We start from the raw sequence: 25,054 nt of genomic DNA, 5'->3' as shown, positions 1-25,054 counted from the left end.
CGGCCGCGGCGCTCATCTTGTTCCCCAACGAAAGAACCGTCGTTCCATGACCAAGAAGACCGTCGTCGTCACCGGGATCGGTGCGATCTCACCCCTCGCCGCGACTGCCCCGGAAACGTGGGACGCGCTGCTCGCCGGCAAGTCCGGCATCACCCGCATCGAGGACCCGCGCTACGCCGAGCTCGAACTCCCCGTGGAGTTCGCCGGCCAGGCACGTCGGTTCCTCACCGACCAGCTCACCCGCCCCGAGTCGAAGCGCCTGGACCCCTCGTCGCAGCTGTCGCTCGTCGCGGCGCGTGAGGCGTGGGCCGACGCCGGCATCGACGCCGAGTCCGTCGTCCCCGAGCGCCTCATCGTCGACTGGGCGACCGGCATCGGCGGCGTGAACACCCTGCTCGACGCCTGGGACACCCTGCGCGAGAAGGGCCCGCGTCGGGTCCTGCCGATGACGGTCCCGATGCTCATGGCGAACGGTCCGGCCGCCGCCATCGAGATGGAGTTCGGCGCCCGTGGCGGCGCCCGCACCTACCTGTCGGCCTGTGCCTCGTCGACCGAGTCCCTGGCCGAGGCGTACCGCCACGTCGCCGACGGAGACGCCGACATCGTCATCACCGGTGGCGCCGAGGCCGCACTGCACCCGCTGCCCCTGGCGGCGTTCGCGGCGATGCAGGCCCTGTCGCGCCGCAACGACTCCCCCGAGACCGCGTCCCGCCCGTACGACGTCACGCGTGACGGCTTCGTCCTCGGTGACGGCGCCGCGGCGCTCATCCTCGAGTCGAAGGAGCACGCCGAGGCCCGCGGTGCGACCATCTACGCCGAGGTCGCCGGCGCCGGCATCACCTCGGACGCGTTCCACATCACGGCACCGGACCCCGAGGGCAGCGCTGCTGCCCGTGCGGTCCTGCAGGCCCTCGACCACGCCGGTGCCAGCCGCGAGGACGTCGTGCACGTCAACGCGCACGCCACCTCGACCCCGGTGGGCGACGTCGCCGAGTACCACGCCATGCGTCGCGTCTTCGGGGACCACCTCGACGACATCGTCGTGTCGGCGACCAAGGCGTCCACGGGGCACCTGCTCGGTGGTGCCGGTGCGATCGAGGCCGCGTTCACGGTCCTCGCGCTGCACAACCGCGTCGCGCCGCCGACGATCAACCTCAACGACCAGGACCCGGAGATCGTCATGGACGTCGCGCGCGAGCCGCGCGCGCTGCCCGACGGCGACCTCCTCGCGGTGAGCAACTCGTTCGGCTTCGGCGGCCACAACGCCGTGGTCGCGTTCCGCAGCGTCTGATCCGTCGCACCCTGCCAGGAGGCCCGTCCCGCGTTGTCGGGGCGGGCTTCCGTCGTTCCGTGGCACCGTCCAGTGCCCGACGACGGGTCAGCCGACGCGGTGCAGCCAGACGACGGGGTTGCCCTCGGCCGCGTGACGGAAGGGCTCGAGCTCGTCGTCCCAGGCCTGTCCGAGCGCGAGCCGGAGCTCACGGTGGAGTTCGAGCGCGTTGCTGCCCGCGACCTCCATCGCGTAGCGGACGCGGTCCTCGGGGATGACCATGTTCCCGGTCACGTCGGTCTGCGCGTAGAAGACCCCGAGGTCAGGCGTGTGCATCCAGCGGCCACCGTCGGACTCGGTCGTCGGTTCCTCGGTCACCTCGTAGCGCAGGTGCTCCCAGCCGCGCAGCGCGGAGGCGATCGCGGCACCGGCACCGACCGCACCGGTCCAGGTGAACTCGGTCCGCCGGGCACCGTCCTGTGCCGGCTGGTCGAGCCACGAGAAGTTCACGGCGCGGTTCATCGCGCGACCTGCTGCCCATTCGACGTGCGGGCAGAGCGCGCGGGGTGAGGAGTGCACGTAGAGCACTCCTGTCGTCGTTCCGTTCACGGTTCCTCCGATACGTCAGGTGCGACTTCCCCATCGACCTGGTGCGGAGGATCCGAGCGGCTGCGAGCCACGGAACCATTCGGTATGCGATTGTGATGTCCCGACAGGACACGCCCATTATGCAGCGTTCCGGCTGGGAACGGCAAGGACCCCGCCGAGCGCGGTCCGGTTCAGTGCAGGACGGTGCCCGCAGCGTCGACGGGGTGCCGCTCCCCGGCCGTGATCGGCACGGCCACGCGGTTCTCGGCCGGCGGGATCGGGCAGGCGAACTGGTACGAGAACGCGCAGGGCGGTAGGACGAGCAGGTTCCAGTCGAGCTCGACCGGGCCCGCGGCGCCGGGGTCGTCGAGGTACAGGAAGCGGCCCATCGAGTAGGTGCTGCCAGGGTCGTCCTCGGCGAGGGCGCTCGTGGCGTCCTGCACGATGAGCTGCAGCCGCGGAGCACTCCGGAACGCCGCGGACCGGACCGCGACGAACCGCATGGTCGTGCTGCCGACGGCCGTCTCGATGTGCCCGGCGACCGGCAGGGCGTCGCCGGCGGCGTCGAGGACGCTGCCACGGGCCTCCCGGTCGTCGCCCGCACCGGCGTCCAGCGGGACGTACGTGCCGGAACCCACCCAGTCGTCGGACCGGTCGAACCGGGCGATGCGCGCGAAGCGGTGGATCGGCTCCGCTGCGGGGTCCCAGACGCGCAGCGTCGAGCCGGACACCGTGCCCGCGAAGCCGTCGGGGAACGCGACGGCAGACGGCACCACGGCGGTGTCACCGGCGACGAGCACCGTGCCGTCGACCGGGACGCCGTCCACGACGACAGCGTCGGTGGCGGCGGCCGTCACCGCGAGGCCGCCGACCGCGGGCGCCCAGGTGCCGGGCACCGGCCACACCGGCTGCGGGTGGTCGACGTGCTGGGCGTTCACGAGGGCCAAGGGGCCACGGTGACTGCGTGCCCAGCGATCGCGTTCCGCGACGTGGTCGGCGAAGCCGGAGCCGGCGTCCGTCACGCCAGCTCCTGCCGCGGGTAGATGACCTTCTGCACGATGATGATGATCGACGCGGCGACGGGCAGCGCGACCAGGGCACCGAGCACGCCGCCGATCGTGCCACCGGCCACCGCGGCGATGACCACGAGGGCCCCGGGCACCTGCACGGCACGCGACATGATGCGCGGCGAGATGAGGTACGCCTCGACCTGCATGTAGACGAGGTAGTAGATCGCCGCGGCGAGTGCTGTGGCGGGCGACGCGAACAGGCAGAGCAACGAGATGACGACCGCGGCGCCGAGGGTGCCGACGAGCGGGATGAGCGAGCCGAGGAACGCGAACGAGGCCAGCAGCACGGGCAGCGGCGCACCGATGATGAGCAGGAACACCAGGCTCAGGATGCCGTTGATGAGCGCCTGCGACACCTGGCCGACGACGTACCGACCGACCGCCTGGGTGATCTGCTCGCTCACGTCGATGAAGTTCTCGCGGCGGGACGCCGGCACGAACCGGTACGCCGCACGCTTCATGCCCCGCATCGACGCGAGGAAGTAGAGCATCAGGATGAGGACGATCAGCACGCCGGTGAGCCCCGACAGGATGCCGCTGCCGACCGCCAGGATGCCGCCGCCGACGCTGAGCAGGTTGCCCGGGTTCTCGACGAACGACTGCACCGACTCGAGCGCGTGGTCGATGTCGAACGACCCGGCGAACTGCTTCGACAGGTCCTGCACCCACTGCTGCTTCGAGATGTCGTCGACGACCTCGGGGAAGTTCTGGATCAGGTTCGTCGCCTGCTCGACCAGGATCGGGACGACCGCGAAGACGACCCCGGCGAACGCCGCAAGGACCCCCACGACGACGACGGTGATCGCCGCCCACCGCGGGATGAACCGCTCGAGGAACGAGACGAGCGGGTCGATGCCGAGCGCGAGGAAGAGTGCGACCCCGATGTAGACGAGGACGGTGCTGAGCTCGCCGATGATGGTGCCGGCGAGCAGCGCGACGAGCACACCGATGGCACCCATGAACCCGATGCGGAAGGCGTTGACGCGCACGCCGGTGCCACCACGGTTCACCTGGAACGTGACGTTCGGCGTCGGACCAGCTGCGTCGTGGTCGTCCTCGCGCTTGCGTTTCATCTGCACGTAGGGCGGGCGGGACTTGAACCCGCGAATCGTTCGGTTATGAGCCGACTGCCTTGACCAGCTTGGCTACCGCCCCTCGACGACCGTCAGGCCACCGGTTCCCCACGATACAGCGCCTCGAACGTCGTGAGCGTGCGGTTGATGTCGTGTGCCTCGATCATGGCCGAACTGCGCTCCCGCATGGCCGTGTACTCCGCTTCCGACGCCGTGAGCACCGCCTCGAGCTTGGCGGCGAGGTCGTGTTCGTCGCCGGGGGCGAACAGGTACCCGTTGCCGTCGATCAGGTGGGGCAGCGCCATCGAGTCGGCGGCGACGACCGGCAGCCCGGACGCCATGGCCTCGAGCGAGGAGATGCTCTGCAGCTCGGCGGTGGAGGGCATCGTGAACACGGTGCCGTTCGTCAGGGCGGTGCGCTTGACCTCGTCCGAGACGAACCCGAGGAACCGGACGCGGTCCTCGAGCCCGAGCTCCTTCGCCAGGGCGGTCAGCTTCGGGATCATCTCGCCGTCGCCGACGATCGTCAGGGTCGCCGCGAGCGAACCGGGCAGCAGCGCCACGGCCCGGACCAGCACGTCGAGGTTCTTCTCCGGCGCAACGCGGCCGACGAACACGATGTCGTTGTTGACCGGACGGCCCTCGCGCGCGACGTACCGCGACGCGTCGATCCCGCACGAGATCGCCAGCACCCGCTGACCGGCGATGGCCTTGCGCAGGTAGTCGGCGGCCAGGTTCGTCGGCGTCGTGATGGTGTCGGCGAGCCGGTAGGTCTTCGCGGCGTCGCTCCACGCGATCTTCAGCGCGATGGGCAGCGTCCACTTGCCGAACGGCGTGTACTCGAGCAGGTTCTCGGGCATGAAGTGGTTCGTCGCGATGACCCGGATGCCGCGCGCGTTCGCCTCGGGGACGATCCCGCGACCGATGACGACGTGCGACTGGATGTGCAGGACGTCGGGCTTCACGGCGTCGAGGATCGGGGCGGTCCACTTCTTGACGCTCCACGGCCACACGAAACGGAGCCAGGCGTGCAGCGGCCACTTGTACGACTTCAGGCGGTGCACGACGAGGGTCACGCCCTGGTGCTCCTCGTCGAAGGTGCCGTAGTTGCGGCTCGAGGCCGGGGCCACGACGTGGACCTCGTGCCCGCGCTCGGCCAGGCCGACGGCGAGCTGTTCGGCGAAGGTGGCGGCGCCGTTGACGTCCGGCGGGAAGGTGTCCGCGGCGATCAGGATGCGCAAGGGTCGGTGTCCGCCCGTCGCGCCCGTCGGTTCGGCGGTGGCGGTGGTGACGTCTCCTGACACGGCTGGCGTCGTCCTCTCGTGGGCGATTGCTGGTCGGACTGCCGACGGTACCGCACCTGGTTCCGCGGCCGCGTCAGCCGCGCGGAGGACCCCGTGCTCCCGCGGGGTGACGGGGCGACGGCGCTGCGCCGCCCCGCGGCCCCCGCGGTCAGGCGCGGGTCTGCGGGTGGTGCTTGGCGAGCAGGAACACCCCGGTGATCGCGATGCCGGCCGCGACCACGAACCCGGCGACCGCACCCCACGGTGCCCCGGACGCCTCGTCGAGCACGACCACGCCGATCCCGACGGCGACGATCGGGTCGATCACGGTCAGCCCCGCGATGACGAGGTCCGCCGAACCGGCCGAGTACGCGTTCTGCACGAAGTACCCTCCGAGCGACGCTGCGACGACCACCCCGATGATCGCGAGGACCGTCAACCAGTCGAACGTGCCGTTCACGAACCGGTTCAGCACGACCTTGGCGAGCGTCGCGACGAACCCGTAGAGGATGCCCGCGCCGACGATGTAGTAGAGCGCGCTCTTGTGCTTGGCCACGAGTCGGAACGACACCAGCACCAGCACGAGCACCACGGCCAGGATGATCAGGACGGTCACCAGCTGCTGACGGGTGATCGCGCTCTCGTGGCCGACGAACGCCGCGATGCCGACGAAGATCGCGACACCGATGATGCAGGTCCACACCGCACGCTTCGCCCGACGGCCCAGCGGCACGCCCGACGACCGGGAGGAGAACCACGTGGTGATCACGAGCGCGACCGCCCCGAGCGGCTGCACGACGATCAGCGGCGCGTACGTGATGCTGATGAGCTGCAGCACGACCGCGATGCCGAGCATCAGCGTGCCGAGCACCCAGTAGCCGCTCGACACCAGCCCGACGACGTGCCGGACGCTCAGCCCCTTCGACTGCCGCCCCAGCCGCGCCTCGACCCGCTGCACGCCACGGCTCTGGAACTGCGCTCCCAGCGACAGGAACACCGCACCGATGAGCGCGACGGGGATCATGAGGGCCTGGAACGGCGTCAGGTTCACTGCGTCGGGCAGCTGGAGGTCCGTCGTCACGCGTCGAGGCTACCGTCCACCGCCGGATAACCTGGGTGAATGGCCGTTCTCCCGATCCGCATCACCGGCGAACCCGTCCTGCACGAGCGTGCAGCCGAGGTCACCGAGTTCGATGACGACCTCCGTTCCCTCGTCGCCGACATGTTCGAGACCATGGACCTCGCCCCGGGTGTCGGGCTGGCCGGACCCCAGGTCGGCGTCGGCAAGCGCCTGTTCGTGTACTCGTACACCGACGACGACGAAGTACTGCACCGCGCTGCCGCCGTGAACCCGGTGCTCTGGATCAGCCCGCCGGTCCCCGAGTCGGTCGACGAGCTCGACGAGGACGACGAGTCCGAGGGCTGCCTGTCCGTGCCGGGCGAGCGCTTCCCGCTCCGACGCTCCGGCAGCGCGCTGCTCCGGGCGTTCGACGAGCACGGCGAACCGTTCGAGGTCCGGGCCGACGGTTGGCTCGCGCGCATCTTCCAGCACGAGTACGACCACCTGGACGGCTGGCTCTACGCCGACCGCCTGGTGCACCCCTACGCCAAGCAGGTCGCCAAGGCCATCCGCAAGAACAGCTGGGGCGGCCCCGGCCAGTCGTGGCTGCCGGGTCGCGACCACCCCGAGGGCTGACGGGCCGGTCCGGCCCGCGCGTCGCCTGCCGTGGTCGGCTGACGGCCGGGAGGCCCGGCTCAGCTCCGGTACGTCGTCAGCGCGTCGCGCAGGTGGTCGGTCTCCGGGTGCCCCGGGCAGTACTGCAGGAGGCCGGCGGCGACGTGCGCTGCGCCGTCGTCGGCCACGGCCGACGTCCACGGGTCCGTGCCGGTCACGGCGCACGCGCTCGCGAGCTCGACGAGGGTGGCGTCGCCCCGGGTCGCGTCGACGGCGGCCTGCTGCTGCGTCGACGGCACCGAGCCCGTGAGCCGCTTCGCGGTGCACGAGGTCCGCTCGTCCTCCCACACCGCCGAGTACGTCGTGTAGGTCTCGCGGTCGCCGTCGTCGCACACGAAGGCGAACACCACCGGCGAGGCACCCGACCCGAGCCCGGTCTCCGAGCTCGTGGGTTCCTCTGACGAGTCGGTGTCCGGTCCGGCACCGCTGCACCCGACGAGTACGGGCGCGATGACCGCCGCGAGCAGCACGCCGAGGAGCGCGGCGCGGGGCGGACGGGATCGGTGCACCTGTGAACGCTAACAGCAACTGCCCGGCAGGACCCGCACGGTCGCTCCTGCGATGATGGTCGGGCACGCCCCGCCCTGGAGGTCCTCATCCCCCGCCTGCATTCCCGCCCCGTCCGCGTCGCCGCCCTCGTGGTCGTCGCCGTGGCCGCCCTGTTCGTCGCCTTCTGGCACCTCGGCCGCCCGACCATCGTCAACGACGAGTTCGTCTACCTCCGGGCGAGCTGGGCGTACGTGCACGGCAGCTTCTCGCTCAACCTCGAGCACCCGCCGACGGCGAAGTACCTGTACGGCATCGCGCAGCTCGTCGTCGGACAGGGGCCGCTCGGGCCCCGCCTGGTCGCCGCGGCCGCGATGCTCGGCACCGGCGTGATCCTGTTCGTCTGGTTGCGCCGCGAGGTCGGCTTCTGGACGGGACTCCTCGCCGCCGGCGCGTGGTGGCTGACGCCGCGCGGGTCCGGCGCGACGTGGGCCGAGGCGGGTTCGGTGATCGGTGCGCGGATCGACCGCTTCGCGATGCTCGAGCCCCTCATGGTCTTCTTCGCGATCGCCTCGCTGGCCGCCGCCTGGACCTGGATGCGCACCGGCAACCGGTGGTGGATCGCCGCAGCAGGAGCGCTGCTCGCGATGTCCGTGACGTCCAAGGTCTCGACCGCCGTGCTCGTGCTCGCGATCGGCGCCCTGCCGGTGCTGTTCCGTCGTTGGCGCGACCTGGGCGTGGGCGCACTGTACGGCGGCGTCGCGTTCGTGGTGGTCTTCGTGATCCTGTACCTGCCGGTGGGGCTCTTCACCGCCATCGGACACATGCTGAAGTTCCAGGCGCAGCAGAACGCGCACGGGCACCCGACGACGATCCTCGGCACGATCTACCCCCAGGCGCCGTGGTGGGCTAACTTCGCGTTCCTGGTGTCCGGCGTCGGCTGGTTCCTCCTGGTGCTGCTCGCGATCGGCGTCGTCTGCGCCCTGGTGATCCGGCCGGACCGTCTCGTCGCGTACCTCGGCATCGCCCTCGGCGTCTTCCTCGTGTTCTACGTCATCGTCGCGAACGTCTCGCTCCCCTACTACTACGACGCCTGGATGCCGCTGATCATCGCCCTCTCCGCCATCGGGTACGGCCGACTGGCATCGGTGCGGCCACCCGTCGGACGCATCGCGGCGGCCGTCCTCGTCGCCTGCCTGCTCGTGCCGGCCGTGCGGCTCGGGGTCGCGGTGGCGCAGTCCCGCCCGAGCGGCATCGCCCTGCTCTCCGACGCCCTCCATGTGCGCGGCAAGGACTCCGAAGGCGTGCTGTTCGCCCGCTTCAGTGCGAACACCTGGCGGATCTACCTGCCCGACCGGGGCACGCAGAAGCCGCAGTACGGACCGTTCGACGCGATCGTGGTCGGCCACGACGACCGTCGGGCCATGCCCCACCAGGTCACGGAGTTCCTGTCCGAGTACGCCGATCAGCTCGACCACTTCAGGCTCGACTACCTCGAGGTCTACTTGCCGAAGACCGGCACGATCAACGACAACAACCGCGACGGCACCCTGCACATCGAGCCGAGCACTCCCGCGTCCTGACCGGCCGCCCGCACGACGGGCGGCCGTGGGCACCGTGTCGGAAACGCAAAAGGCCCGGATCCGTGAGGATCCGGGCCAGACGCTCCCCGAGTTGGACTCGAACCAACAACCTGCCGGTTAACAGCCGGCTGCTCTGCCAATTGAGCTATCGAGGATCACTGTCCGCTGGCGAATGTCGTGCGAACAACGGGTAACAGCATAGCAGCACCCCAGGGCCCCTCACCGCATCGGACACGCCGCCCGGGCGCGCCGCGCTGTGGCTCCCGGTGCAGCGCTGCTCCTCAGTACCCGGCGACCGGGTCGACGACGCCGACGAAGCCCTCGCCGCTGCCGTCGAGGAACGCCGTGGTGTTGAGTCGCACCCGCTCGGCGAGCAGCGGCGCGACCATCTCCGGGGTGTCGGCCTGGTGCGGCGTGATGACCGCGCCGGGCTCGGACCACAGCGGGTGGCCGTCGGGCAACGGCTCGGGGTCGGTCACGTCGAGTCCCGCCGCGGCGATCGCACCGGTGCGCAGGGCGTCGACCAGGGCGTCGGTGTCGACGAGTCCCCCGCGAGCGATGTTGACGAGCCGGGCGGACGGCTTCATGATCGCGAACTGCTGCGTGCCGAAGAGCTTCGCGGTGCCCGAGGTCATGGCCGCTGCGATCATCACGACGTCGGCGTCGGGCAGGACCTCGTCGAGCCGGTCGGTGGTGACGGTGCGCGATGCACCGTCCACCGGGTCGGCCGAGCGACGCACCACGGTGACGTCGACGTCGAACGGGGCGAGCAGGCGGATGTACTCGAGCGCGATCCCGCCGGCGCCGATGACGACGACGTTCCGGCCGTAGAGCGACACGCCCTCGGGCTCGGTGGCCCACGAGTGTGCACGGGCACGCTTCTGCAGGACCCGCAGCGTGCCGAGCGTCAGCGCCAGGGCGTGCTCGGCGACGGGCTCCGCGTACGCGCCCTTCGCCGAGGTGAACAGCACGCGGTCGCCGTGCTCCTGGATGAGGTGCGCGAAGGCGTCGACCCCGGCGAACGGCAGCTGCACCCAGCCGATCCCCGGTGCGGCGTCGAGCGCGTCCGCCAGGCCGGACGGGTCGCGGGGGTCCAGCCAGACGAGCCCACGGGTGTCCGCGTCGAGCGGCGCGACGGTCCCGCCGGCCTCGGTCACCGCGGTGACGTGCAGGTCGGTCGACTCCGGCAGCACGGCGACGGGGCCGGACTGCGGTGCGTCGATCGGCAGCGGGGCGCCGGAGGTGGGGACGACGGCACGGTGGCCTCGGGTGGCGGTGCTCACGGGTTCTCCTGTCGGTCCGTGCGGGGGCCGGTGCCGGCGGCGACCGATCGGCGTGGCGCCGTCGAGCGGCGCGGGGCGGTGGGTGCCGGGCGACGCTTCACGCCGCGGGCCGCGGTCGCGGCCAGGGTCTTGACGTAGGGGTCGACGGGGTTGTCGAGGACCTCGTCGAAGGTGCCGAGGCCGACCAGCCGGGCATCGGCCATCACGGCGACGCGGTCGGCCAGGGCTCCGGCTTCACGCAGGTCGCTGGACACCACGATGGCGGAGAACTGCCGGTTGCGCTGCAGGGTCGCCAGGGCCTCGAGCACCGACTGGCGCACGAGCACGTCGACGCCGCGGGCGGGTTCGTCGGCGACCAGGAGCTGGGGTTCGAGCACGAGGGCCCGCGCCAGGGCGACACGCTGCCGCTGCCCGCTGGAGAGCTCCCAGGTGTTCAGCCGCATCACGCCGAGCGGCAGGTGCACGGCGTCGACCAGGCGCGCGACGATCATGCCCGCTTCCTTGCGGTCGAAGCGGCGGTCGCGCTGGTAGATGGGTTCGGCGATGGCCTCGCCGACGGTCAGGTCCGGGCTGAGCCGGTCGGCGCCGTCCTGCGGCAGGTAGCCGATCCGGCCGCTCAGCCGCTCGAGCTTGCGGGACGAGCCGCGCAGCCCGCGGGTCTTCTGGCCGAGGACGGTCAGTTCGCCCCCGACGATGTGCCGGCGCAGCGCACCGTCACCCTCGCCGTGCGACCCGAGCTGCCCCGCGATCGCGGCGGCGAAGGTCGACTTGCCCGACCCCGACTCACCGAGCAGTGCGAGGATCTCGCCCTGCCGCACCGTCAGGCTGACCCCGTCGACCGCTCGGATCGACTCGGACCCCCGTCCGCCCCGGTACTCGATCGACACGTCGTCCGCGACGACCGCCGGTCCGTTGACCGCGATCATGGGTCCCCTTCCACGCCGCCCCCTGGCGGCGGTTCGCGACGGACCGCGCTGGCAGGACCGTCGTGCGTACAGCTGTGGAGGCGACCGTCCAGGAGGCCCGGCGTGCGTCGACGACGCTGGACGGGCCTCCTGGGCGGGTCACGTCGGGTCAGGACCCGGCGTTCTCCAGTTGCTCCAGCGTACGCCGTCGCTCGGCCTGCTCCGCAGGGTCCGGCACCGGGAGCGACGCCAGCAGGCGCTGCGTGTACGGGTGTTGCGGCGCGCCGAGGACCTGCGCCGTGGTCCCCACCTCGACCAGGTCGCCGCGGTAGAGCACCGCGATCCGGTCGGACAGCGCGCCCACGACCGCCAGGTCGTGGCTGATGAACAGCGACGCGAAGCCCAGGTCCTGCTGGAGCTCGAGGAAGAGCTCCAGCACGCGGGCCTGCACCGACACGTCGAGCGCACTCGTCGGCTCGTCGGCGATGAGCAGCTTCGGCCGGAGCGCGAGCGACCGGGCGAGCGAGGCGCGCTGGCGCTGCCCGCCGGAGAGCTCGTGCGGGTAACGGTCTCCGTACGCCTTCGGCAGCTGGACCGCCTCGAGGAGTTCGTCGACGCGCTTACGGGCCGCACGAGGGCTCGACACCTCCTTGTGGACGACCAGCGGCTCGGCGACGCACTCGGCGATCGTGAGCAGCGGGTTGAACGACGTCGCCGGGTCCTGGAACACGAACCCGATGTCCTTGCGCAGGTGCTTGAAGTCACGCTCACGGTAGCCGAGCATCTCGGCGCCCAGCACCTTCAGCGAGCCGCCGGTGACCTTCGTCAGCCCGGCCATGGCGCGACCGATCGTGGTCTTGCCGGAGCCGGACTCCCCCACCAGACCGAGGACCTCGCCGGGACGGATCGCCAGGTCGACGCCCTTCACGGCACGGAACGCGGGCGAGCCGAGGCGGCCGGGGTACTCGATCTCGAGCCCCTTGGCCTCGACCAGCGGGGTGACGTCCTCGGTGATCGCGGCACGGCGGGCGGTGCCCGTCGATGCCTCGAGCCGGGGCACCGCGGCGAGCAGCCGCTTCGTGTAGTCGGCCTGCGGACGCGCGAACAGGTCCGTCGCCGATGCCTCTTCGACGATCTCGCCCTGGTACATCACGGCGACGCGGTCGGCCAGGTCGGCCACCACGCCCATGTTGTGGGTGATGATCACGATCGCCGTGCCGAACTCGTCGCGGCAGCGGCGGAGCAGGTCGAGGATCTCGGCCTGCACCGTGACGTCGAGCGCCGTGGTCGGCTCGTCGGCGATGATCACCGACGGCTCGAGGGCCAGGGCGCTCGCGATGACGACACGCTGCTTCTGCCCGCCGGAGAACTGGTGCGGGTAGTGGTCGACGCGGGTCTCGGGGTCGGGGATGCCGACGCGGCCGAGGTAGTCGATGGCCTTCGCCCGCGCCTCCTTCTTGGACATGCCGCCGTGGGCGCGGAGCCCCTCGGCGATCTGCCACCCGACCGTGAAGACCGGGTTGAGCGCGGTGGACGGCTCCTGGAAGACCATCGCCCCCGCAGTGCCGCGCAGGCTGCGGAGCTTCTGCGCGCCGACGGTGACGACGTCGGTGCCGTCGAGCAGCACCGCGCCACCAAGCGTCGCCGTCTCGGGCATCAGCCGGAGCATGGCGCGAGCCGTGACGGACTTGCCGGAGCCGGACTCGCCGACCAGGGCGAGGACCTCGCCGGGGCGGACGTCGAGGCTGACGCCCTTCACCGCGTCGACAGCGCCGCCGTCGGTGGCGAAGGTGACGGTGAGGTCGTCGACGACGACCACGGGTGCGTTCTCGGTGTCGGTCGTCATGCGCCTGCTCCATCCGCGGTGGCCGTGTTGCGCGCGTCGCGCGTGGACACCAGCTGCTTCAGCCGTCGGCGCGCACGCAGACGGGGGTCGGAGATGTCGTTGAGGCTCTCGCCGATGAACGTCACACCGAGCACGAGCACCACGATCGCGACACCCGGGTAGACACCGGTCCACCAGACGCCGCTCGCGACGTCGGACAGCGCACGGCTGAGGTCGTAGCCCCACTCCGCACCACTGGTCGGCCCGATGCCGAACCCGAGGAAGCCGAGGCCGGCCAGGGTCAGGATGGCGTCGCTGGCGTTGAGCGTCAGGATGAGCGGCAGGGACCGCGTCGAGTTCCGCAGCACGTGGCGGATCATGATGCGCCACGGGTTCGTGCCCATCACGCGCGCCGACTCGACGAACGCGTCGTTCTTCAGGCGCACGGCCTCGGCGCGGACCACCCGGAAGTACTGCGGCACGTAGACGACGGTGATCGAGATCGCCGCCGCGATGATGCCCCCCGAGTAACTCGAGTTGCCGCCGGAGATCACGATCGACACGACGATCGCGAGCAGCAGCGAGGGGAAGGCGTAGACCGCGTCGGCGACCACGACGAGGACCCGGTCCAGCCAACCGCCCAGGTAGCCGGAGACCAGGCCGAGCAGGACGCCCACGATGATCGACACGACGACCGCGACGATCACGACGAGGACCGCGGTCCGGGCGCCGTAGACGACGCGGCTGAACACGTCGAACCCGCCGACGGTGGTGCCCCAGATGTGCTCGGCACTCGGTGCGCCCGTGCGCGGGAAGCTCTCGCCGTCCGCGCCCTGCAGCTGGCCGAAGCCGTACGGGGCCAGGAGCGGCGCGAAGACCGCGACGAGCAGGTAGAGGGCGCAGATGACCACGCCGACGATGAGCATGGCGCGCTGCCAGCCGGTGCTCCTGCGGAGCTGGACCACCACGGGCAGCCGCTTCCAGAGCGGCTCGTGGCGGTCGACGAGGGTGGTGTCGGCCATCGTCAGAACCTCACTCTCGGGTCGATCAGGGCGGCGACGACGTCGACGATGAAGTTGGTCACCGCGACGATCACCGCCAGCATCGCGACGATGCCCTGGACCGCGACGAAGTCACGGGCCGACAGGTACTGGTTGAGCTCGAAGCCCAGGCCGCGCCACCCGAAGGTGGTCTCGGTCAGGACCGAACCGCCCAGCAGCATCGCGATCTGCAGGCCCATGACCGTGATGATCGGCACGAGGGCGGGGCGGAACGCGTGCGTCCGCACGAGCCGCGACTCGCGGACACCGCGGGAGCGGGCCGCGTCGACGTACTCGGAGCCGAGCGACCCGATCATGTTCGCGCGCACCAGGCGCAGGAAGATGCCGGCGGTCAGCAGTCCGAGGGTCAGCGCCGGCAGCACGGCGTGCTGCAGCACGTCGCCGATGACCGCCGCGTTGCCGGTCCGGAGCGCGTCGATGATGTAGATGCCGCTCGCGCCGGGGATGCCGTCCAGGATGAGCTCCACCCTGGTCGAGGCACGGTCGCCGAGGGGCAGCCAGCCGAGCCACACCGAGAAGACGAGCTTGAGCAGCAGGCCGCCGAAGAACACCGGGGTCGCGTACGTCAGGATCGCGAGGGCACGGAGCAGCACGTCGGGCCACTTGTCGCGCGTGTACGCGGCCAGCATGCCGAGCGGGATGCCGAGCACGAGCGCGACGACGAGGGCGTAGAACACGAGCTCGGCGGTCGCGCCGCCGTACTGCAGGATGATCTCGGTGATTGGCCGGTTGTCGGTCGACGCGTTGCCGAAGTCACCGCGCAGGATGCCGCCGAGGTACTCGAAGTACTGCACGAGCACGGGACGGTCGTAGCCGGCGGCGTGCAGGCGTTCCTGCAGCTGCGTCGGGGTGAGCCGGCCGCCGACCGACGCGGTGATCGGGTTCCCGATGACGCGCATCAGGAAGAACACGAGCGTCACCAGGATGAAGACGGTCGGGATGATGAGGAGGAACCTGACGAGGACGTACCGGCCGAGTCCGCCGCCACTGCTCTTGGCACGACGTTGTGCCTGTGGCTTGGTCGGATCGGTGCCGTTCACGTCCTGGGTCGCCTCTGGGGTGCTCAGGGTCACGGGGAGGGGTGCCTTTCATGCCGGTGCGCAGGCACGCGGGCGTTCCTCGTGGGAACGCCCGCGGCCTGCGCGAGGGGCGTGGTGCTACTTGCTGAGGGTGGCGTACCGGAACTTGAAGGAGGCGTCGAGGGTCAGGCCCTTGACGTCCTTGCCGGCGACGGCGACGGACTTGCCCTGCAGCAGCGGCAGCGTCGAGATCTGCGATGCCTCGCGCTCCTGGGCCTGCTCGATCAGGTCGGCACGCTTGTCCGGGTCGGACTCCGCCTGCTCCTTCGCGATGAGGTCCTGGATGACCGAGTCGTCGTAGTGGTTCTGGACGAAGTTCTCCTTGGTGAAGAACGGCGACAGGTAGTTGTCGGCGTCGGAGAAGTCCGGGAACCAACCGAGCTGGTACTCCGGGTACGCGTCCTTCGTGCGCTCCTGGGCGTAGGTCGTGTAGACCGTCGACTGGATGTTGACGGTGAACAGCCCCGAGTCCTCGAGCTGCGTCTTCAGCAGCGCGTACTCGTCGTCCGACGCCGAACCGTAGTGGTCGGGCGCGTACTGGATGTCGAGCTGCACCTTGCCGGAGACACCGGCGTCGGCGAGGGTCTTCTTCGCCTTGTCGACGTCGGGGCCACCGTCGCCGTCGCCGTACATGTCCTTGAACGGCTGGACCGCACCGGTGAGGCCGTCCGGCACCATCGAGTACAGCGGCGTGAAGGTGTCGTTGTAGACCTCCTTCGCCAGGGCGGCGCGGTCGACCACGTCAGCGGCGGCCTGGCGCACGGCGAGGGCCTTCGCCTCGTCGGCGTCGTCCTGCCCGGTACCGAACGGCTGCGTCTTGAAGTTGAAGACCACGTAGCGGATCTCGCCGCCGGGGCCGTCGGTGACCTTGAGCTTGTCGTCCTTGCGCAGGTCCGAGATGTCGGTCGGCGTCAGGGAGCGGTACGCAACGTCGACGTCGCCCTGCTGCACGGCGAGCTTGAGGTCGGTCTCCTTGGTGTAGTAGTTGGCCGTCACCTCGGAGGTCTTCGCCTTGCCGAGCAGGCCGTCGTACTTCGGGTTCGTCTTGTACTGGATCAGCTGGTTCTCCTTGTAGGAGCTGATCTGGTACTGCCCGGCGAACGCCTTGCCCTTGACGATGTCGTCGGCGCTGGTGAGCTTCGTCGCGCTGAAGACGTCCTCGTCGACGATCGGGCCGGCGGGGCTCGAGAGCACCTGCGGCCAGGTCTGGTCGGCGTGGTCGAGGTTGAACACCACGGTCGTATCGTCCGGGGTGTCGATGCTCTTGAGGTTGGCGAGCAGCGACTGCGGGCCGTTCTCGTTGTTGATCTTGAGTTCACGGTCGAACGAGAACTTCACGTCACTCGAGGTGAGCTTGTTGCCGTTCGCGAACTCGAGGCCGTCCTTGAGGGTGACCTCGTACGTGGTCGGGCTCGTGAACTCCGCCTTCGTGGCGATGTCCGGCTCGACGTCCGGGCTGCCCACGGGCGTGTTCATCAGGAACGGGAAGACCTGGTTCTGCACGGCGAAGGAGCCGTTGTCGTAGGAGCCGGCGGGGTCGAGGGACGTGATCTTGTCCGTCGTCCCGATGCTCAGGCCGTTCAGCTCGGTGTCGCTCACGCTGCTGCTCGCGCAGCCGGTCAGCACCAGCGCCGTCGCTGCTGCTCCGGCGCCGAGCGCGATGCCGCGCCTGCCCCACGTGCCTGTGTGCTTCTTGAACACGGATGCCATGTTCGATGCCTCTCTTGAAGTTGGGTGCAAGTGTCCGGACCGGCGGGTGGTACGTCTGTGTGCCCGGCCAGGAACGCTCATTGGTATCACCCTGTCACGGAACAGATCGAACCGGGAGCGATTTGTTTACACCGCTGTAATGCAAGCACCCGTCGAGTGATGCATTATTCGTGCGCATCGACCCGGCGCGCCGCACACGAAAGTTGCGCCGTGCAACCTGGGTGGTCGCCCCCGCCGACCGGTCACGACACACCGCTCGTCCCATCCCGAGCGGTCACGTCCCGTCGGCCGGACCCCGGCCAGCCGACGCCTTACGACCACTCGACGTCCGACACGGCCGCGCGCCCGGCACCCGGCACCCGGCACTCGGGCGGCGAGAGCGAGGGGCTAGGACGCCTCGGCGTCGGCGCGGAGCCGCATGCGCTGCGCGTCGATGTCCACGAGCTGCCGCTGGATCTCAGCGCGCCGCTCGGCCTGCTCGTGCGGGTCCGCACGCTGCAGTTGTCCGAGCAACGAGGCCTTGCGGGCGAGCAGGTCCCGCTCGACCAGGGCGACGACGATGCTCCGGCAGTACGCGGCGAGGTCCTCGGCGTTGCGGGCGGGGATCGGCGCGAGGGCCAGCTCGTGCGTCAGGGTGCGCAAGGGGGTCGGCACGTCGGCGAGCAACCGGTCGAGCCAGTCCCCCGCACCGATGACGTCGACGTTGGCGACCACGGCGTCCCGCACGACGGCGAGCATCGGCGCCGAGAACGTGGCCGATGCGGCGAGCCCGAGCAGCGGCGCTCCGACCGAGGTCGGCTGCTGCACCATCGCCATGACGGCGTCGCGCTCCATGCGGCTGATCGGGTCGTTGGGCAGCGAGCGGATCCCGGCGACGGGCTCCTCGACCACACCGGCCCCGTCGGTTGCGTGACCGGCGCGACCGTCGCGCCCCGGGCCTCCTGACCGATCGTCCGTCGACCCCGCACGCCGACGCGCGGTCTCGACCGATCGACGGACCTCGGGCATGTCCATGCCGAGCCAGCCGGCGAGCTCGCGGACGTACCCCTGCGTGAGCGAGCGGTCGCGGATGCCGGCGAGCACGGGCGCGGCGGCGCGGAGGGCACTGACGCGGCCCTCGACCGTCTCGAGGTCGTGGCCCTCCAACGTGCGGCGGATCATGAACTCGAACATCGGGCGCTTGTTCGTGATCAGGCGGCGGATGGCGTCGTCGCCGCGGGCGAGCCGGAGGTCGCACGGGTCGAGGCCACCGGGCGCCACAGCGACGAAGGTCTGGGCGGCGAACCGCTGTTCCTCGGCGAAGGCGCGAGAGGCGGCACGCTGCCCGGCCTCGTCCGGGTCGAAGGTGAAGACGACCTCGCCGTTGGCGTTCGGGTCGGCGCCGGCCAGGTCGCCGAGCATCGGGCGCAGCACCTTGATGTGGTCGACGCCGAACGAGGTGCCGCACGTGGCGACCGCGGTGGTGATGCCGGCGACGTGGCAGGCCATGACGTCGGTGTAGCCCTCGACGATCACGACCTGCTTCTGCTTCGAGATGTCGCGGCGGGCCAGGTCGAGCCCGTAGAGCACCTGGCTCTTGTGGTAGATCGGGGTCTCGGGCGTGTTGAGGTACTTCGGGCCCTTGTCGTCCTCGAGCAGGCGACGAGCACCGAACCCGATCGTCGCCCCGGTGACGTCGCGGATCGGCCACATCAGGCGCCCACGGAACCGGTCGTAGGGCGAGCGGTCGCCCTGGCTGACGAGCCCGGCCGAGGTGAGTTCCTCGAGCGTGAAGCCCCGACCGCGCAGGTGGTCCTTGAGCATGTCGAACGACTTCGGGGCGAAGCCGACGCCGAAGTGCTGCGCCGCCGAGGGATCGAACCCGCGCTCCCCCAGGAACCGCCGTGCGGGGTCGGCCGCGGCGGTCGTGAGCTGCGCCGTGTAGAACTCGAGCGCGGCTTCGTTGGCGGCGATCAGCCGGGCGCGGGTGTTGTAGTCGGTGCGCGGCCCGTCGCCCTCTTCGTAGTGCAGGGTGAAGCCGATCTTCGCGGCCATGCGCTCGACGGCCTCGGCGAAGGTGGTGTGGTCCTGCGCCATGATGAAGCTGAAGACGTCGCCGTCCTCGCCGCAGCCGAAGCAGTGGTACCGGCCGACCTGGGGTCGGACGTGGAACGACGGGGAACGTTCGTCGTGGAAGGGGCAGAGCCCCTTCATCGACCCGACGCCCGCGTTCTTCAGCGTGACGTAGTCGCCGACGACGTCGGCGATGTTGACACGCGAGCGGACCTCGTCGATGTCGTTCCGCGCGATCCTGCCAGCCACCCTCTGATCCTAGTTCGTGGGACCGACCTCGGCCGACCGCGGCCCCGAGATGTGGACGAACCACCGAGGCCGACGGAGCACCCCGCTCACACCGGGATGTGGACCGCTTCCCGCTCGCCGACGACCAACCGACGGTGCCAGGCGATCGCCCCTTGGTCCGTCAGGCTCGCGACCTGGTCGACCACGGCGCGGAGTCGGCCGTCGTCATCGGACGCCGCACGCCAGTCGGCGGCGAAGCCGGGCTCGAGGTCCGACGCACCCGACGCCGCCAGGGCGTCGAGCAGCTCCGTCAGGATCCGGCGCTGGTCTTCGTACACGGGCTGCCGGTCGCCCTGGGTCATCACGAACGCCGCCACGATCCCCTTGAGGACCGCGATCTCGCCGATGATCTCCGGCGGCGTCACCACCGACGCCGCGAACCGGACCAGGGACCCGGAGGCGTAGGACTCGCGGGTCGCGGCCGTCGCCGTCCGCGCGAAGCGTCCGATGAGCTGCGAGGTCAGGTTCTTCAGGTGCGCTGCGTCACGCCGGGACCCGTCGTACGAGGTCATCCAGAGCGGCAGGGCCCGGAGGCGGTCGAACGCCTCGAGCAGTTCCTCACGACTCAGGTCGTCGCCCACCCACGCGTGCATCGCGGTGACGATGTCGTTCTCGCCGACCCGGTCGCCGAGCGCCGCGACGTCGATGAACCCGGCGACGACGGCGTCCTCGAAGTCGTGCACCGAGTACGCGATGTCGTCGGACAGGTCCATGACCTGCGCCTCGATGCACCGCTGCCGACGGGGCGCCCCGGCACGGAGCCACTCGAAGGCGTCGTGGTCGTCGTCGTAGAAGCCGAACTTGGTCCGACCCGATGACGACTCGGAGACGCCTTGCGCAGCCGGCCACGGGTACTTGCAGCTGGCGTCCAACGACGCACGGGTCAGGTTGAGCCCGAAGGGACGTTCGACGTCGGCGCCGGCCCCCGCGCCAGCCCCAGCCCCAGCCCCAGCGGCCCCCGACCCCGGCCGCAGCCCGTACACCTTCGGCTCGAGCCGGGTGAGCAGCCGCAGCGTCTGCGCGTTGCCCTCGAACCCGCCGATGCCGGCGGCCCAGGCGTTGACGGCGGTCTCGCCGTTGTGGCCGAAGGGCGGGTGGCCGATGTCGTGCGCCAGGCACGCGGTGTCCACCACGTCGGGGTCGAGGCCCAACGAGTCCGCGAGCTCGCGACCGACCTGCGCCACCTCGAGCGAGTGGGTCAGGCGGTTGCGGGCGAAGTCGAGCCCGGTCGTCGGGCTGAGCACCTGGGTCTTGGCGGCGAGGCGACGGAGCGCGCTGGAGTGCAGCAGCCGTGCGCGGTCACGGGCGAAGTCCGATCGGCGGTTGCCGTGCTCTTCCGGGAGCCAGCGCTCGGCGTCGGCCGGTCCGTACGAGGCGGTGGCGCTCATCCGCCGCTGTGGTGCAGCTCGGCGGCGGCGAGGACCTTGCGGAACCCGCTGTCGACGTCGCGGGACTCGAGCCAGCGGTCGGGCAGTGCGGTGCGCTTCGGGTTGCCGGAGCGACCACGGGGGCCCTCGGCGCCCTCGCCCGGGTACGGTGCGTCGCGGTCGAGCTGCCCGAGCAGGTCGTCGATCTCCTGCAGGCTCGACGACAACGCGAGCCCGGACCGCACGTCGCTGCCGATCGGGTACCCCTTGAAGTACCAGGCCACGTGCTTGCGGGCGTCGCGGCAACCGTGGTCTTCGGACCCGAAGAACTCGACGAGCAGTTCGGCGTGCCGACGGAACCCGTCGGCGACCTCGCCCAGGGTCGGCATGTACCGCAGCCCTTCGCCGCGGAACGCCGCCGCCAGGTCGCCGAACAGCCACGGGCGCCCGAGGCACCCGCGTCCGACGACGACGCCGTCGACGCCGGTCTCGTCGACCATGCGGAGGGCGTCGGCAGCCGACCAGATGTCCCCGTTGCCGAGGATCGGGATGTCGGTGACGGTCTCCTTCAGCGTCGCGATCGCCGACCAGTCGGCGTGACCGGAGTAGTGCTCGTTCGCCGTGCGGGCGTGCAGCGACACCGCGGCGACACCGGCGTCCCGCGCGATGCGGGCGGCGTCGAGGTAGGTCAGGTGGTCCTCGTCGATGCCCTTGCGCATCTTCACGGTGACCGGCACGTTCCCTGCGGCGCGGACGGTCTTCGTGACGAGTTCGCGGAACAGCTCGAGCTTCCAGGGCAGTGCCGCGCCGCCGCCCTTGCGGGTGACCTTGGGCACCGGGCAGCCGAAGTTCAGGTCGATGTGGTCGGCACGGTCCTCGCCCACCAGGATCGACGCTGCCTCGGCCACGGTGTTCGGCTCGACGCCGTACAGCTGGATCGACCGCGGGGTCTCGGACTCGTGGTGCTGGATGAGCTGCATCGACACGGGGGTGCGTTCGACCAGTGCGCGCGACGTGATCATCTCGCAGACGTAGAGACCGGCGCCGTACTCGCGGCAGAGCCGGCGGTACGCCATGTTCGTGATGCCCGCCATGGGCGCGAGCACGACCGGCACGTCGACCTCGATCGGGCCGATGCGCAGAGGCCGTGCTGGGGCTTGTGTGATCGTCATACCTGTCCCATCTTCCCACGTCGGTGCTCGCCGGTAGCGTTCTCCACATGACGATCGACGCCAGCACCCGCTTCGACACCGACGCAGCAGCCCGCGGTCTGACGGTCGAGGTCGTCGAACGCCCCGCCGCGGACTCCCTGCAGCAGGCCGCCGAACTGCTCGGCATCGACCCCGGCGACATCGTGAAGACGCTGGTCGTCAAGCGGCACGACGGCGGCTTCCTGCTCGCGCTCGTTCCGGGCGGCCGGAGCATCGCGTGGAAGAAGCTCCGCACCGTCGTCGGCGTGAACAAGCTCTCGATGCCCGACGCGGCGACCGCGCTCCAGGCGTCGGGCTACGAGCGCGGCACCATCACGCCCATCGGCGCGACCGGCGACCTGCCCGTCTACGCCGACGACCGCATCGTCGGTCGACGGGTCGCCCTCGGCGCGGGCCGCCACGGCGCGAGTGCCTTCGTCGACGCCGACGACCTCGTCGCCGCGTACGGCGCGACGGTCGCCGACATCACCGACGAGGAACCGCAGCGCGCCTGACCAGTCCTGCGACCGACGGATCGCGCCCCCGCGCAGCCGTCGCGCCCCGCTGAGTCGGGGCGCAACGACCGCACGGGGGCGCGATACCAGCAGCGCGCGGCGCGGGACCAGCAGCGCGCGACGCGCGACCGACGAAACCGTCAGTCCGGCACCTCGGTCCAGTCGCCCTCGGCACCGGCGAACGATCCGGCGTCGATCAGGCACGAATCACCGTCGCAGACCGGCGCACCGCCGGGCGTGACCAGCGTGAGCAGGCCGGGGCGCGCCTCCAGACCGGAGCTCGCATCCGGGACCGACGCGGCGGACGGGAGGCCCGCCCCACCCCCGACGGTGACCGTCGCGCCCGTCATCGGGTCGCCGCCACGTCGGCGCTCGCGTCGTCCGCAGCGCGTTCGGTCGCCGAGGCGACCTCGTCCGGAGTCGTCCCGCGCAGCGCGACGACCTGCGTCAGCACCTGCTCGAACGCTGCCGGGTCCTGCGCGCCCGAGACGCCGTACTTGCCGTCGATGACGAAGAAGGGGACGCCGTTGATGCCGAAGGCCTGCGCCTGGGCCTGGTCGGCGCGGACGGCTGCGAGCTGCGAGTCGTCGCGGAGCGTGGCGAGGACCTCGTCGCGGTCGAGCCCGATCTCGGCGGCCAGGTCGGCCAGCGTCGCGTCGTCGCCGACGTGCTCGCCGCGCTCGAAGTAGGCGGTGAACAGGCGCTCGACCATGTCGAGCTGCTTGCCGTGCTGCTTGGCGAGGTGGATGACCTGGTGCGCCTTCACGGTGTTCGTGTGGTGCATGGCCTCGAAGTCGTAGTCCAGCCCGACCGAGGCCGCGATGCCGGTGACCTGGTCGAGCATCTGCTGCGCCTGCTCGACGGGCATGCCCTTGTTGCTCGACAGGAACTCGGCCTCGGTGCCCTCGAAGTCGACGGGGGTGTCCGGGCTGAGCTCGAAGGAGTGGTACTCGACCTCGACCGGGCGGCCGTCCGCCGAGGCGCCGAACGCGGCGACGCCGGCCTCGAACTTGCGCTTGCCGATGTAGCACCAGGGGCAGGCGATGTCCGACCAGACATCGACCTTCACGGAGTCGTTCATGCTGATCCCAACGCGCGGCGTGCGGGCACATTCCCGCAGAACCTGGTTCCGGACACCGCACCGTGGATCTTCGTGGTGCTGTGTCCGGAACCTGGTTCCGACGCGCCGCGACGCCGCGACGCCCGCGAGACCCCTACGCGCCGAGCAACCGCTGCGCCAGGTAGCCCTGCAGCTGGTCGAGGGCGACCCGCTCCTGCGCCATGGTGTCGCGCTCGCGCACGGTCACGGCCTTGTCCTCGAGCGTGTCGAAGTCCACCGTGATGCAGAACGGCGTGCCGATCTCGTCGTGGCGACGGTAGCGACGGCCGATCGCCCCGGCGTCGTCGAAGTCCACGTTCCAGTTCTTGCGCAGGTCGTCGGCCAGGCCGCGGGCGACCGGCGACAGCTGCTCGTTGCGCGACAGCGGCAGCACCGCGGCCTTGACGGGCGCCAGGCGCGGGTCGAGTCGCAGCACGGTGCGCTTGTCGACGCCGCCCTTCGCGTTCGGTGCTTCGTCCTCGTGGTACGAGTCGAGCAGGAACGCCATGAGCGCACGGGTCAGGCCGAAGGACGGCTCGATGACGTACGGCACGTACTTCTCGTTCGCCGCCTGGTCGAAGAAGCGCAGGTCCTGGCCGGACGACTCGATGTGGTTGTTGAGGTCGAAGTCGGTGCGGTTCGCGACGCCCATGAGCTCGCCCCACTCCGATCCGGTGAACCCGAAGCGGTACTCGATGTCGGCGGTGGCGTCGGAGTAGTGCGCCCGCTCGCCGTCCGGCACGTCGAAGCGGCGGAGGTTCTCCGGGTCGATGCCGAGCTCGGTGTAGAACGCGATCGAGTCGGCGATCCACTGCTCGTAGTGCTCCCCCGCCTCGGCCGGCGGCACGAAGTACTCGATCTCCATCTGCTCGAACTCGCGGGTGCGGAAGATGAAGTTGCCGGGCGTGATCTCGTTGCGGAACGCCTTGCCGACCTGGCCGATGCCGAACGGGGGCTTCATGCGGCTGGTCGTGACGACCTGCGCGAAGTCGACGAAGATGCCCTGCGCGGTCTCGGGGCGCAGGAAGTTCAGGCCCTCTTCCGACTCGACCGGGCCGAGGTAGGTCTTGAGCATCCCGGAGAACTCGCGGGGCTCGGTCCACTCACCGCGGGTGCCGCAGTTCGGGCAGGCGATCTCGGCCATGCGGCCCTCGGGGTCGCGGCCCTTCTTGGCGACGAACGCCTCGATCAGGTGGTCCTCGCGGAACCGGTGGTGGCAGTGCAGGCACTCCACGAGCGGGTCGGTGAAGGTCGCGACGTGGCCGGAGGCCTCCCACACCTTGCGGGGCAGGATGACGGCGGAGTCGAGGCCGACCATGTCGCCACGGCCGCGGACGAACCGCTGCCACCACTGACGCTTGATGTTCTCCTTGAGCTCCACACCGAGGGGCCCGTAGTCCCACGCGGAGCGGGAGCCTCCGTAGATCTCACCCGACTGGAAGACGAAGCCGCGGCGCTTGGCCAGGGCGATGACGCTGTCGAGACGGGTGGGCTGTGCCAAAGAGTGCTCCAGAGGTCGCCGAGCTGGGTGCTCGGTGCGGAAACGGTCCGGGCAAGACTACCGGCGATCGTCGGCCGGGAGGCCCGCCCCG

General features: G+C 70.6%; 22 protein-coding genes and 2 tRNA genes. 4 read left to right on the top strand and 20 right to left on the bottom strand.

From position 1 onward, the window contains the following. Positions 1 to 46: 46 nt before the first annotated feature. Positions 47 to 1,291, top strand: a complete 1,245-nt coding sequence (locus tag EDF51_RS01150; RefSeq protein WP_123292578.1) for a beta-ketoacyl-[acyl-carrier-protein] synthase family protein — start codon at positions 47 to 49, stop codon at positions 1,289 to 1,291. Between the two features lie 87 nt (positions 1,292 to 1,378). On the opposite strand, the gene EDF51_RS01145 is transcribed toward EDF51_RS01150, so the two are convergent. The 6 genes from EDF51_RS01145 to EDF51_RS01120 all read right to left on the bottom strand — a co-directional run bounded on the left by EDF51_RS01145 (position 1,379) and on the right by EDF51_RS01120 (position 6,365). After that, positions 1,379 to 1,879 (bottom strand): DUF3145 domain-containing protein, encoded by a 501-nt coding sequence (locus EDF51_RS01145; RefSeq protein WP_235035923.1) that lies wholly within the window; start codon positions 1,877 to 1,879, stop codon positions 1,379 to 1,381. Between the two features lie 170 nt (positions 1,880 to 2,049). Continuing rightward, entirely contained in the window at positions 2,050 to 2,880 is an 831-nt protein-coding gene (locus EDF51_RS01140; RefSeq protein ID WP_134193579.1) for a DUF1684 domain-containing protein, read from the bottom strand. Next, positions 2,877 to 4,001 carry an AI-2E family transporter gene (locus EDF51_RS01135; protein WP_208321808.1) on the bottom strand — a complete coding sequence of 375 codons (1,125 nt, stop codon included), beginning with the start codon at positions 3,999 to 4,001 and terminating at the stop codon, positions 2,877 to 2,879. Before EDF51_RS01135 ends, EDF51_RS01140 begins: the two co-directional genes overlap by 4 nt. Before the next feature lie 7 nt (positions 4,002 to 4,008). After that, positions 4,009 to 4,083, bottom strand: a tRNA-Ile gene (locus EDF51_RS01130). Positions 4,084 to 4,093: 10 nt separating this feature from the next. After that, positions 4,094 to 5,305 (bottom strand): glycosyltransferase, encoded by a 1,212-nt coding sequence (locus tag EDF51_RS01125; RefSeq protein WP_134193577.1) that lies wholly within the window; start codon positions 5,303 to 5,305, stop codon positions 4,094 to 4,096. A gap of 148 nt (positions 5,306 to 5,453) precedes the next feature. Beyond that, positions 5,454 to 6,365 carry a DMT family transporter gene (locus tag EDF51_RS01120; RefSeq protein ID WP_181437562.1) on the bottom strand — a complete coding sequence of 304 codons (912 nt, stop codon included), beginning with the start codon at positions 6,363 to 6,365 and terminating at the stop codon, positions 5,454 to 5,456. 39 nt (positions 6,366 to 6,404) lie between these two features. On the opposite strand from EDF51_RS01120, the gene def reads away from it, so the two are divergent. Next, the gene (gene def, locus EDF51_RS01115) at positions 6,405 to 6,980 is read left to right on the top strand and encodes a peptide deformylase (RefSeq protein ID WP_134193575.1); all 576 of its coding nucleotides are present in this window, start codon (positions 6,405 to 6,407) and stop codon (positions 6,978 to 6,980) included. Between the two features lie 59 nt (positions 6,981 to 7,039). Here def and EDF51_RS01110 read toward each other — a convergent pair whose 3' ends face one another. Beyond that, a complete protein-coding gene (locus EDF51_RS01110) occupies positions 7,040 to 7,528 on the bottom strand; it encodes a hypothetical protein (protein WP_134193574.1) in 489 nt (162 codons plus the stop codon). A 141-nt stretch (positions 7,529 to 7,669) separates the two neighbouring features. Between EDF51_RS01110 and EDF51_RS01105 the strand changes: the two genes are divergently transcribed. Beyond that, positions 7,670 to 9,088 carry a hypothetical protein gene (locus EDF51_RS01105; protein WP_134193572.1) on the top strand — a complete coding sequence of 473 codons (1,419 nt, stop codon included), beginning with the start codon at positions 7,670 to 7,672 and terminating at the stop codon, positions 9,086 to 9,088. A gap of 82 nt (positions 9,089 to 9,170) precedes the next feature. On the opposite strand, the gene EDF51_RS01100 is transcribed toward EDF51_RS01105, so the two are convergent. The 10 genes from EDF51_RS01100 to dusB all read right to left on the bottom strand — a co-directional run bounded on the left by EDF51_RS01100 (position 9,171) and on the right by dusB (position 21,830). Then, a tRNA-Asn gene (locus EDF51_RS01100) sits at positions 9,171 to 9,243 on the bottom strand. A gap of 126 nt (positions 9,244 to 9,369) precedes the next feature. After that, entirely contained in the window at positions 9,370 to 10,371 is a 1,002-nt protein-coding gene (locus tag EDF51_RS01095; protein WP_243837056.1) for a D-isomer specific 2-hydroxyacid dehydrogenase family protein, read from the bottom strand. Then, positions 10,368 to 11,297 (bottom strand): ATP-binding cassette domain-containing protein, encoded by a 930-nt coding sequence (locus EDF51_RS01090; protein ID WP_134193570.1) that lies wholly within the window; start codon positions 11,295 to 11,297, stop codon positions 10,368 to 10,370. Before EDF51_RS01090 ends, EDF51_RS01095 begins: the two co-directional genes overlap by 4 nt. A gap of 148 nt (positions 11,298 to 11,445) precedes the next feature. Continuing rightward, a complete protein-coding gene (locus EDF51_RS01085) occupies positions 11,446 to 13,122 on the bottom strand; it encodes an ABC transporter ATP-binding protein (RefSeq protein ID WP_134193568.1) in 1,677 nt (558 codons plus the stop codon). After that, complete coding sequence (locus EDF51_RS01080) at positions 13,119 to 14,123, bottom strand: ABC transporter permease (protein WP_134193566.1); 1,005 nt, start codon at positions 14,121 to 14,123, stop codon at positions 13,119 to 13,121. Before EDF51_RS01080 ends, EDF51_RS01085 begins: the two co-directional genes overlap by 4 nt. 2 nt (positions 14,124 to 14,125) lie before the next feature. Beyond that, positions 14,126 to 15,202, bottom strand: coding sequence for an ABC transporter permease (locus tag EDF51_RS01075; protein ID WP_123292841.1), 1,077 nt, complete (start codon positions 15,200 to 15,202; stop codon positions 14,126 to 14,128). 117 nt (positions 15,203 to 15,319) lie between these two features. Beyond that, the gene (locus EDF51_RS01070) at positions 15,320 to 16,951 is read right to left on the bottom strand and encodes an ABC transporter substrate-binding protein (protein WP_111085708.1); all 1,632 of its coding nucleotides are present in this window, start codon (positions 16,949 to 16,951) and stop codon (positions 15,320 to 15,322) included. 387 nt (positions 16,952 to 17,338) lie between these two features. Then, the gene (gene dnaG, locus EDF51_RS01065) at positions 17,339 to 19,252 is read right to left on the bottom strand and encodes a DNA primase (protein WP_131846214.1); all 1,914 of its coding nucleotides are present in this window, start codon (positions 19,250 to 19,252) and stop codon (positions 17,339 to 17,341) included. Between the two features lie 86 nt (positions 19,253 to 19,338). Next, positions 19,339 to 20,679: a deoxyguanosinetriphosphate triphosphohydrolase gene (locus EDF51_RS01060; RefSeq protein WP_134193564.1), complete on the bottom strand. Its 1,341-nt coding sequence runs from the start codon at positions 20,677 to 20,679 to the stop codon at positions 19,339 to 19,341. After that, positions 20,676 to 21,830 carry a tRNA dihydrouridine synthase DusB gene (gene dusB, locus EDF51_RS01055; protein ID WP_134193562.1) on the bottom strand — a complete coding sequence of 385 codons (1,155 nt, stop codon included), beginning with the start codon at positions 21,828 to 21,830 and terminating at the stop codon, positions 20,676 to 20,678. Before dusB ends, EDF51_RS01060 begins: the two co-directional genes overlap by 4 nt. Positions 21,831 to 21,877: 47 nt before the next feature. On the opposite strand from dusB, the gene EDF51_RS01050 reads away from it, so the two are divergent. Next, entirely contained in the window at positions 21,878 to 22,363 is a 486-nt protein-coding gene (locus EDF51_RS01050) for a YbaK/EbsC family protein (RefSeq protein WP_134193560.1), read from the top strand. 140 nt (positions 22,364 to 22,503) lie between these two features. Here EDF51_RS01050 and EDF51_RS01045 read toward each other — a convergent pair whose 3' ends face one another. The 3 genes from EDF51_RS01045 to EDF51_RS01035 all read right to left on the bottom strand — a co-directional run bounded on the left by EDF51_RS01045 (position 22,504) and on the right by EDF51_RS01035 (position 24,963). After that, complete coding sequence (locus EDF51_RS01045) at positions 22,504 to 22,713, bottom strand: hypothetical protein (RefSeq protein WP_134193558.1); 210 nt, start codon at positions 22,711 to 22,713, stop codon at positions 22,504 to 22,506. Further along, on the bottom strand, positions 22,710 to 23,444 hold the full coding sequence (locus EDF51_RS01040; RefSeq protein ID WP_134193556.1) for a DsbA family oxidoreductase: 735 nt from the start codon (positions 23,442 to 23,444) through the stop codon (positions 22,710 to 22,712). Before EDF51_RS01040 ends, EDF51_RS01045 begins: the two co-directional genes overlap by 4 nt. A 133-nt stretch (positions 23,445 to 23,577) precedes the next feature. Continuing rightward, the gene (locus EDF51_RS01035) at positions 23,578 to 24,963 is read right to left on the bottom strand and encodes a glycine--tRNA ligase (protein ID WP_123938268.1); all 1,386 of its coding nucleotides are present in this window, start codon (positions 24,961 to 24,963) and stop codon (positions 23,578 to 23,580) included. Positions 24,964 to 25,054: the final 91 nt, after the last annotated feature.

It is taken from the genome of Curtobacterium sp. PhB25, assembly GCF_004365375.1.
In the GTDB taxonomy this organism is placed as follows: domain Bacteria; phylum Actinomycetota; class Actinomycetes; order Actinomycetales; family Microbacteriaceae; genus Curtobacterium.
This window is presented reverse-complemented; position numbering and strand designations above follow the sequence as displayed.

Bases quoted from the DNA above. Each gene is read 5' to 3' on its own strand.
- EDF51_RS01150 (WP_123292578.1), top strand. From the start codon at position 47: ATGACCAAGAAGACCGTCGTCGTCACCGGGATCGGTGCGATCTCACCC.
- dusB (WP_134193562.1), bottom strand. From the start codon at position 21,830: ATGACGATCACACAAGCCCCAGCACGGCCTCTGCGCATCGGCCCGATC.
- EDF51_RS01045 (WP_134193558.1), bottom strand. From the start codon at position 22,713: ATGACGGGCGCGACGGTCACCGTCGGGGGTGGGGCGGGCCTCCCGTCC.
- EDF51_RS01080 (WP_134193566.1), bottom strand. From the start codon at position 14,123: ATGGCCGACACCACCCTCGTCGACCGCCACGAGCCGCTCTGGAAGCGG.
- EDF51_RS01135 (WP_208321808.1), bottom strand. From the start codon at position 4,001: ATGAAACGCAAGCGCGAGGACGACCACGACGCAGCTGGTCCGACGCCG.
- EDF51_RS01070 (WP_111085708.1), bottom strand. From the start codon at position 16,951: ATGGCATCCGTGTTCAAGAAGCACACAGGCACGTGGGGCAGGCGCGGC.
- EDF51_RS01060 (WP_134193564.1), bottom strand. From the start codon at position 20,679: ATGAGCGCCACCGCCTCGTACGGACCGGCCGACGCCGAGCGCTGGCTC.
- EDF51_RS01085 (WP_134193568.1), bottom strand. From the start codon at position 13,122: ATGACGACCGACACCGAGAACGCACCCGTGGTCGTCGTCGACGACCTC.
- EDF51_RS01050 (WP_134193560.1), top strand. From the start codon at position 21,878: ATGACGATCGACGCCAGCACCCGCTTCGACACCGACGCAGCAGCCCGC.
- EDF51_RS01040 (WP_134193556.1), bottom strand. From the start codon at position 23,444: ATGAACGACTCCGTGAAGGTCGATGTCTGGTCGGACATCGCCTGCCCC.
- EDF51_RS01090 (WP_134193570.1), bottom strand. From the start codon at position 11,297: ATGATCGCGGTCAACGGACCGGCGGTCGTCGCGGACGACGTGTCGATC.
- def (WP_134193575.1), top strand. From the start codon at position 6,405: ATGGCCGTTCTCCCGATCCGCATCACCGGCGAACCCGTCCTGCACGAG.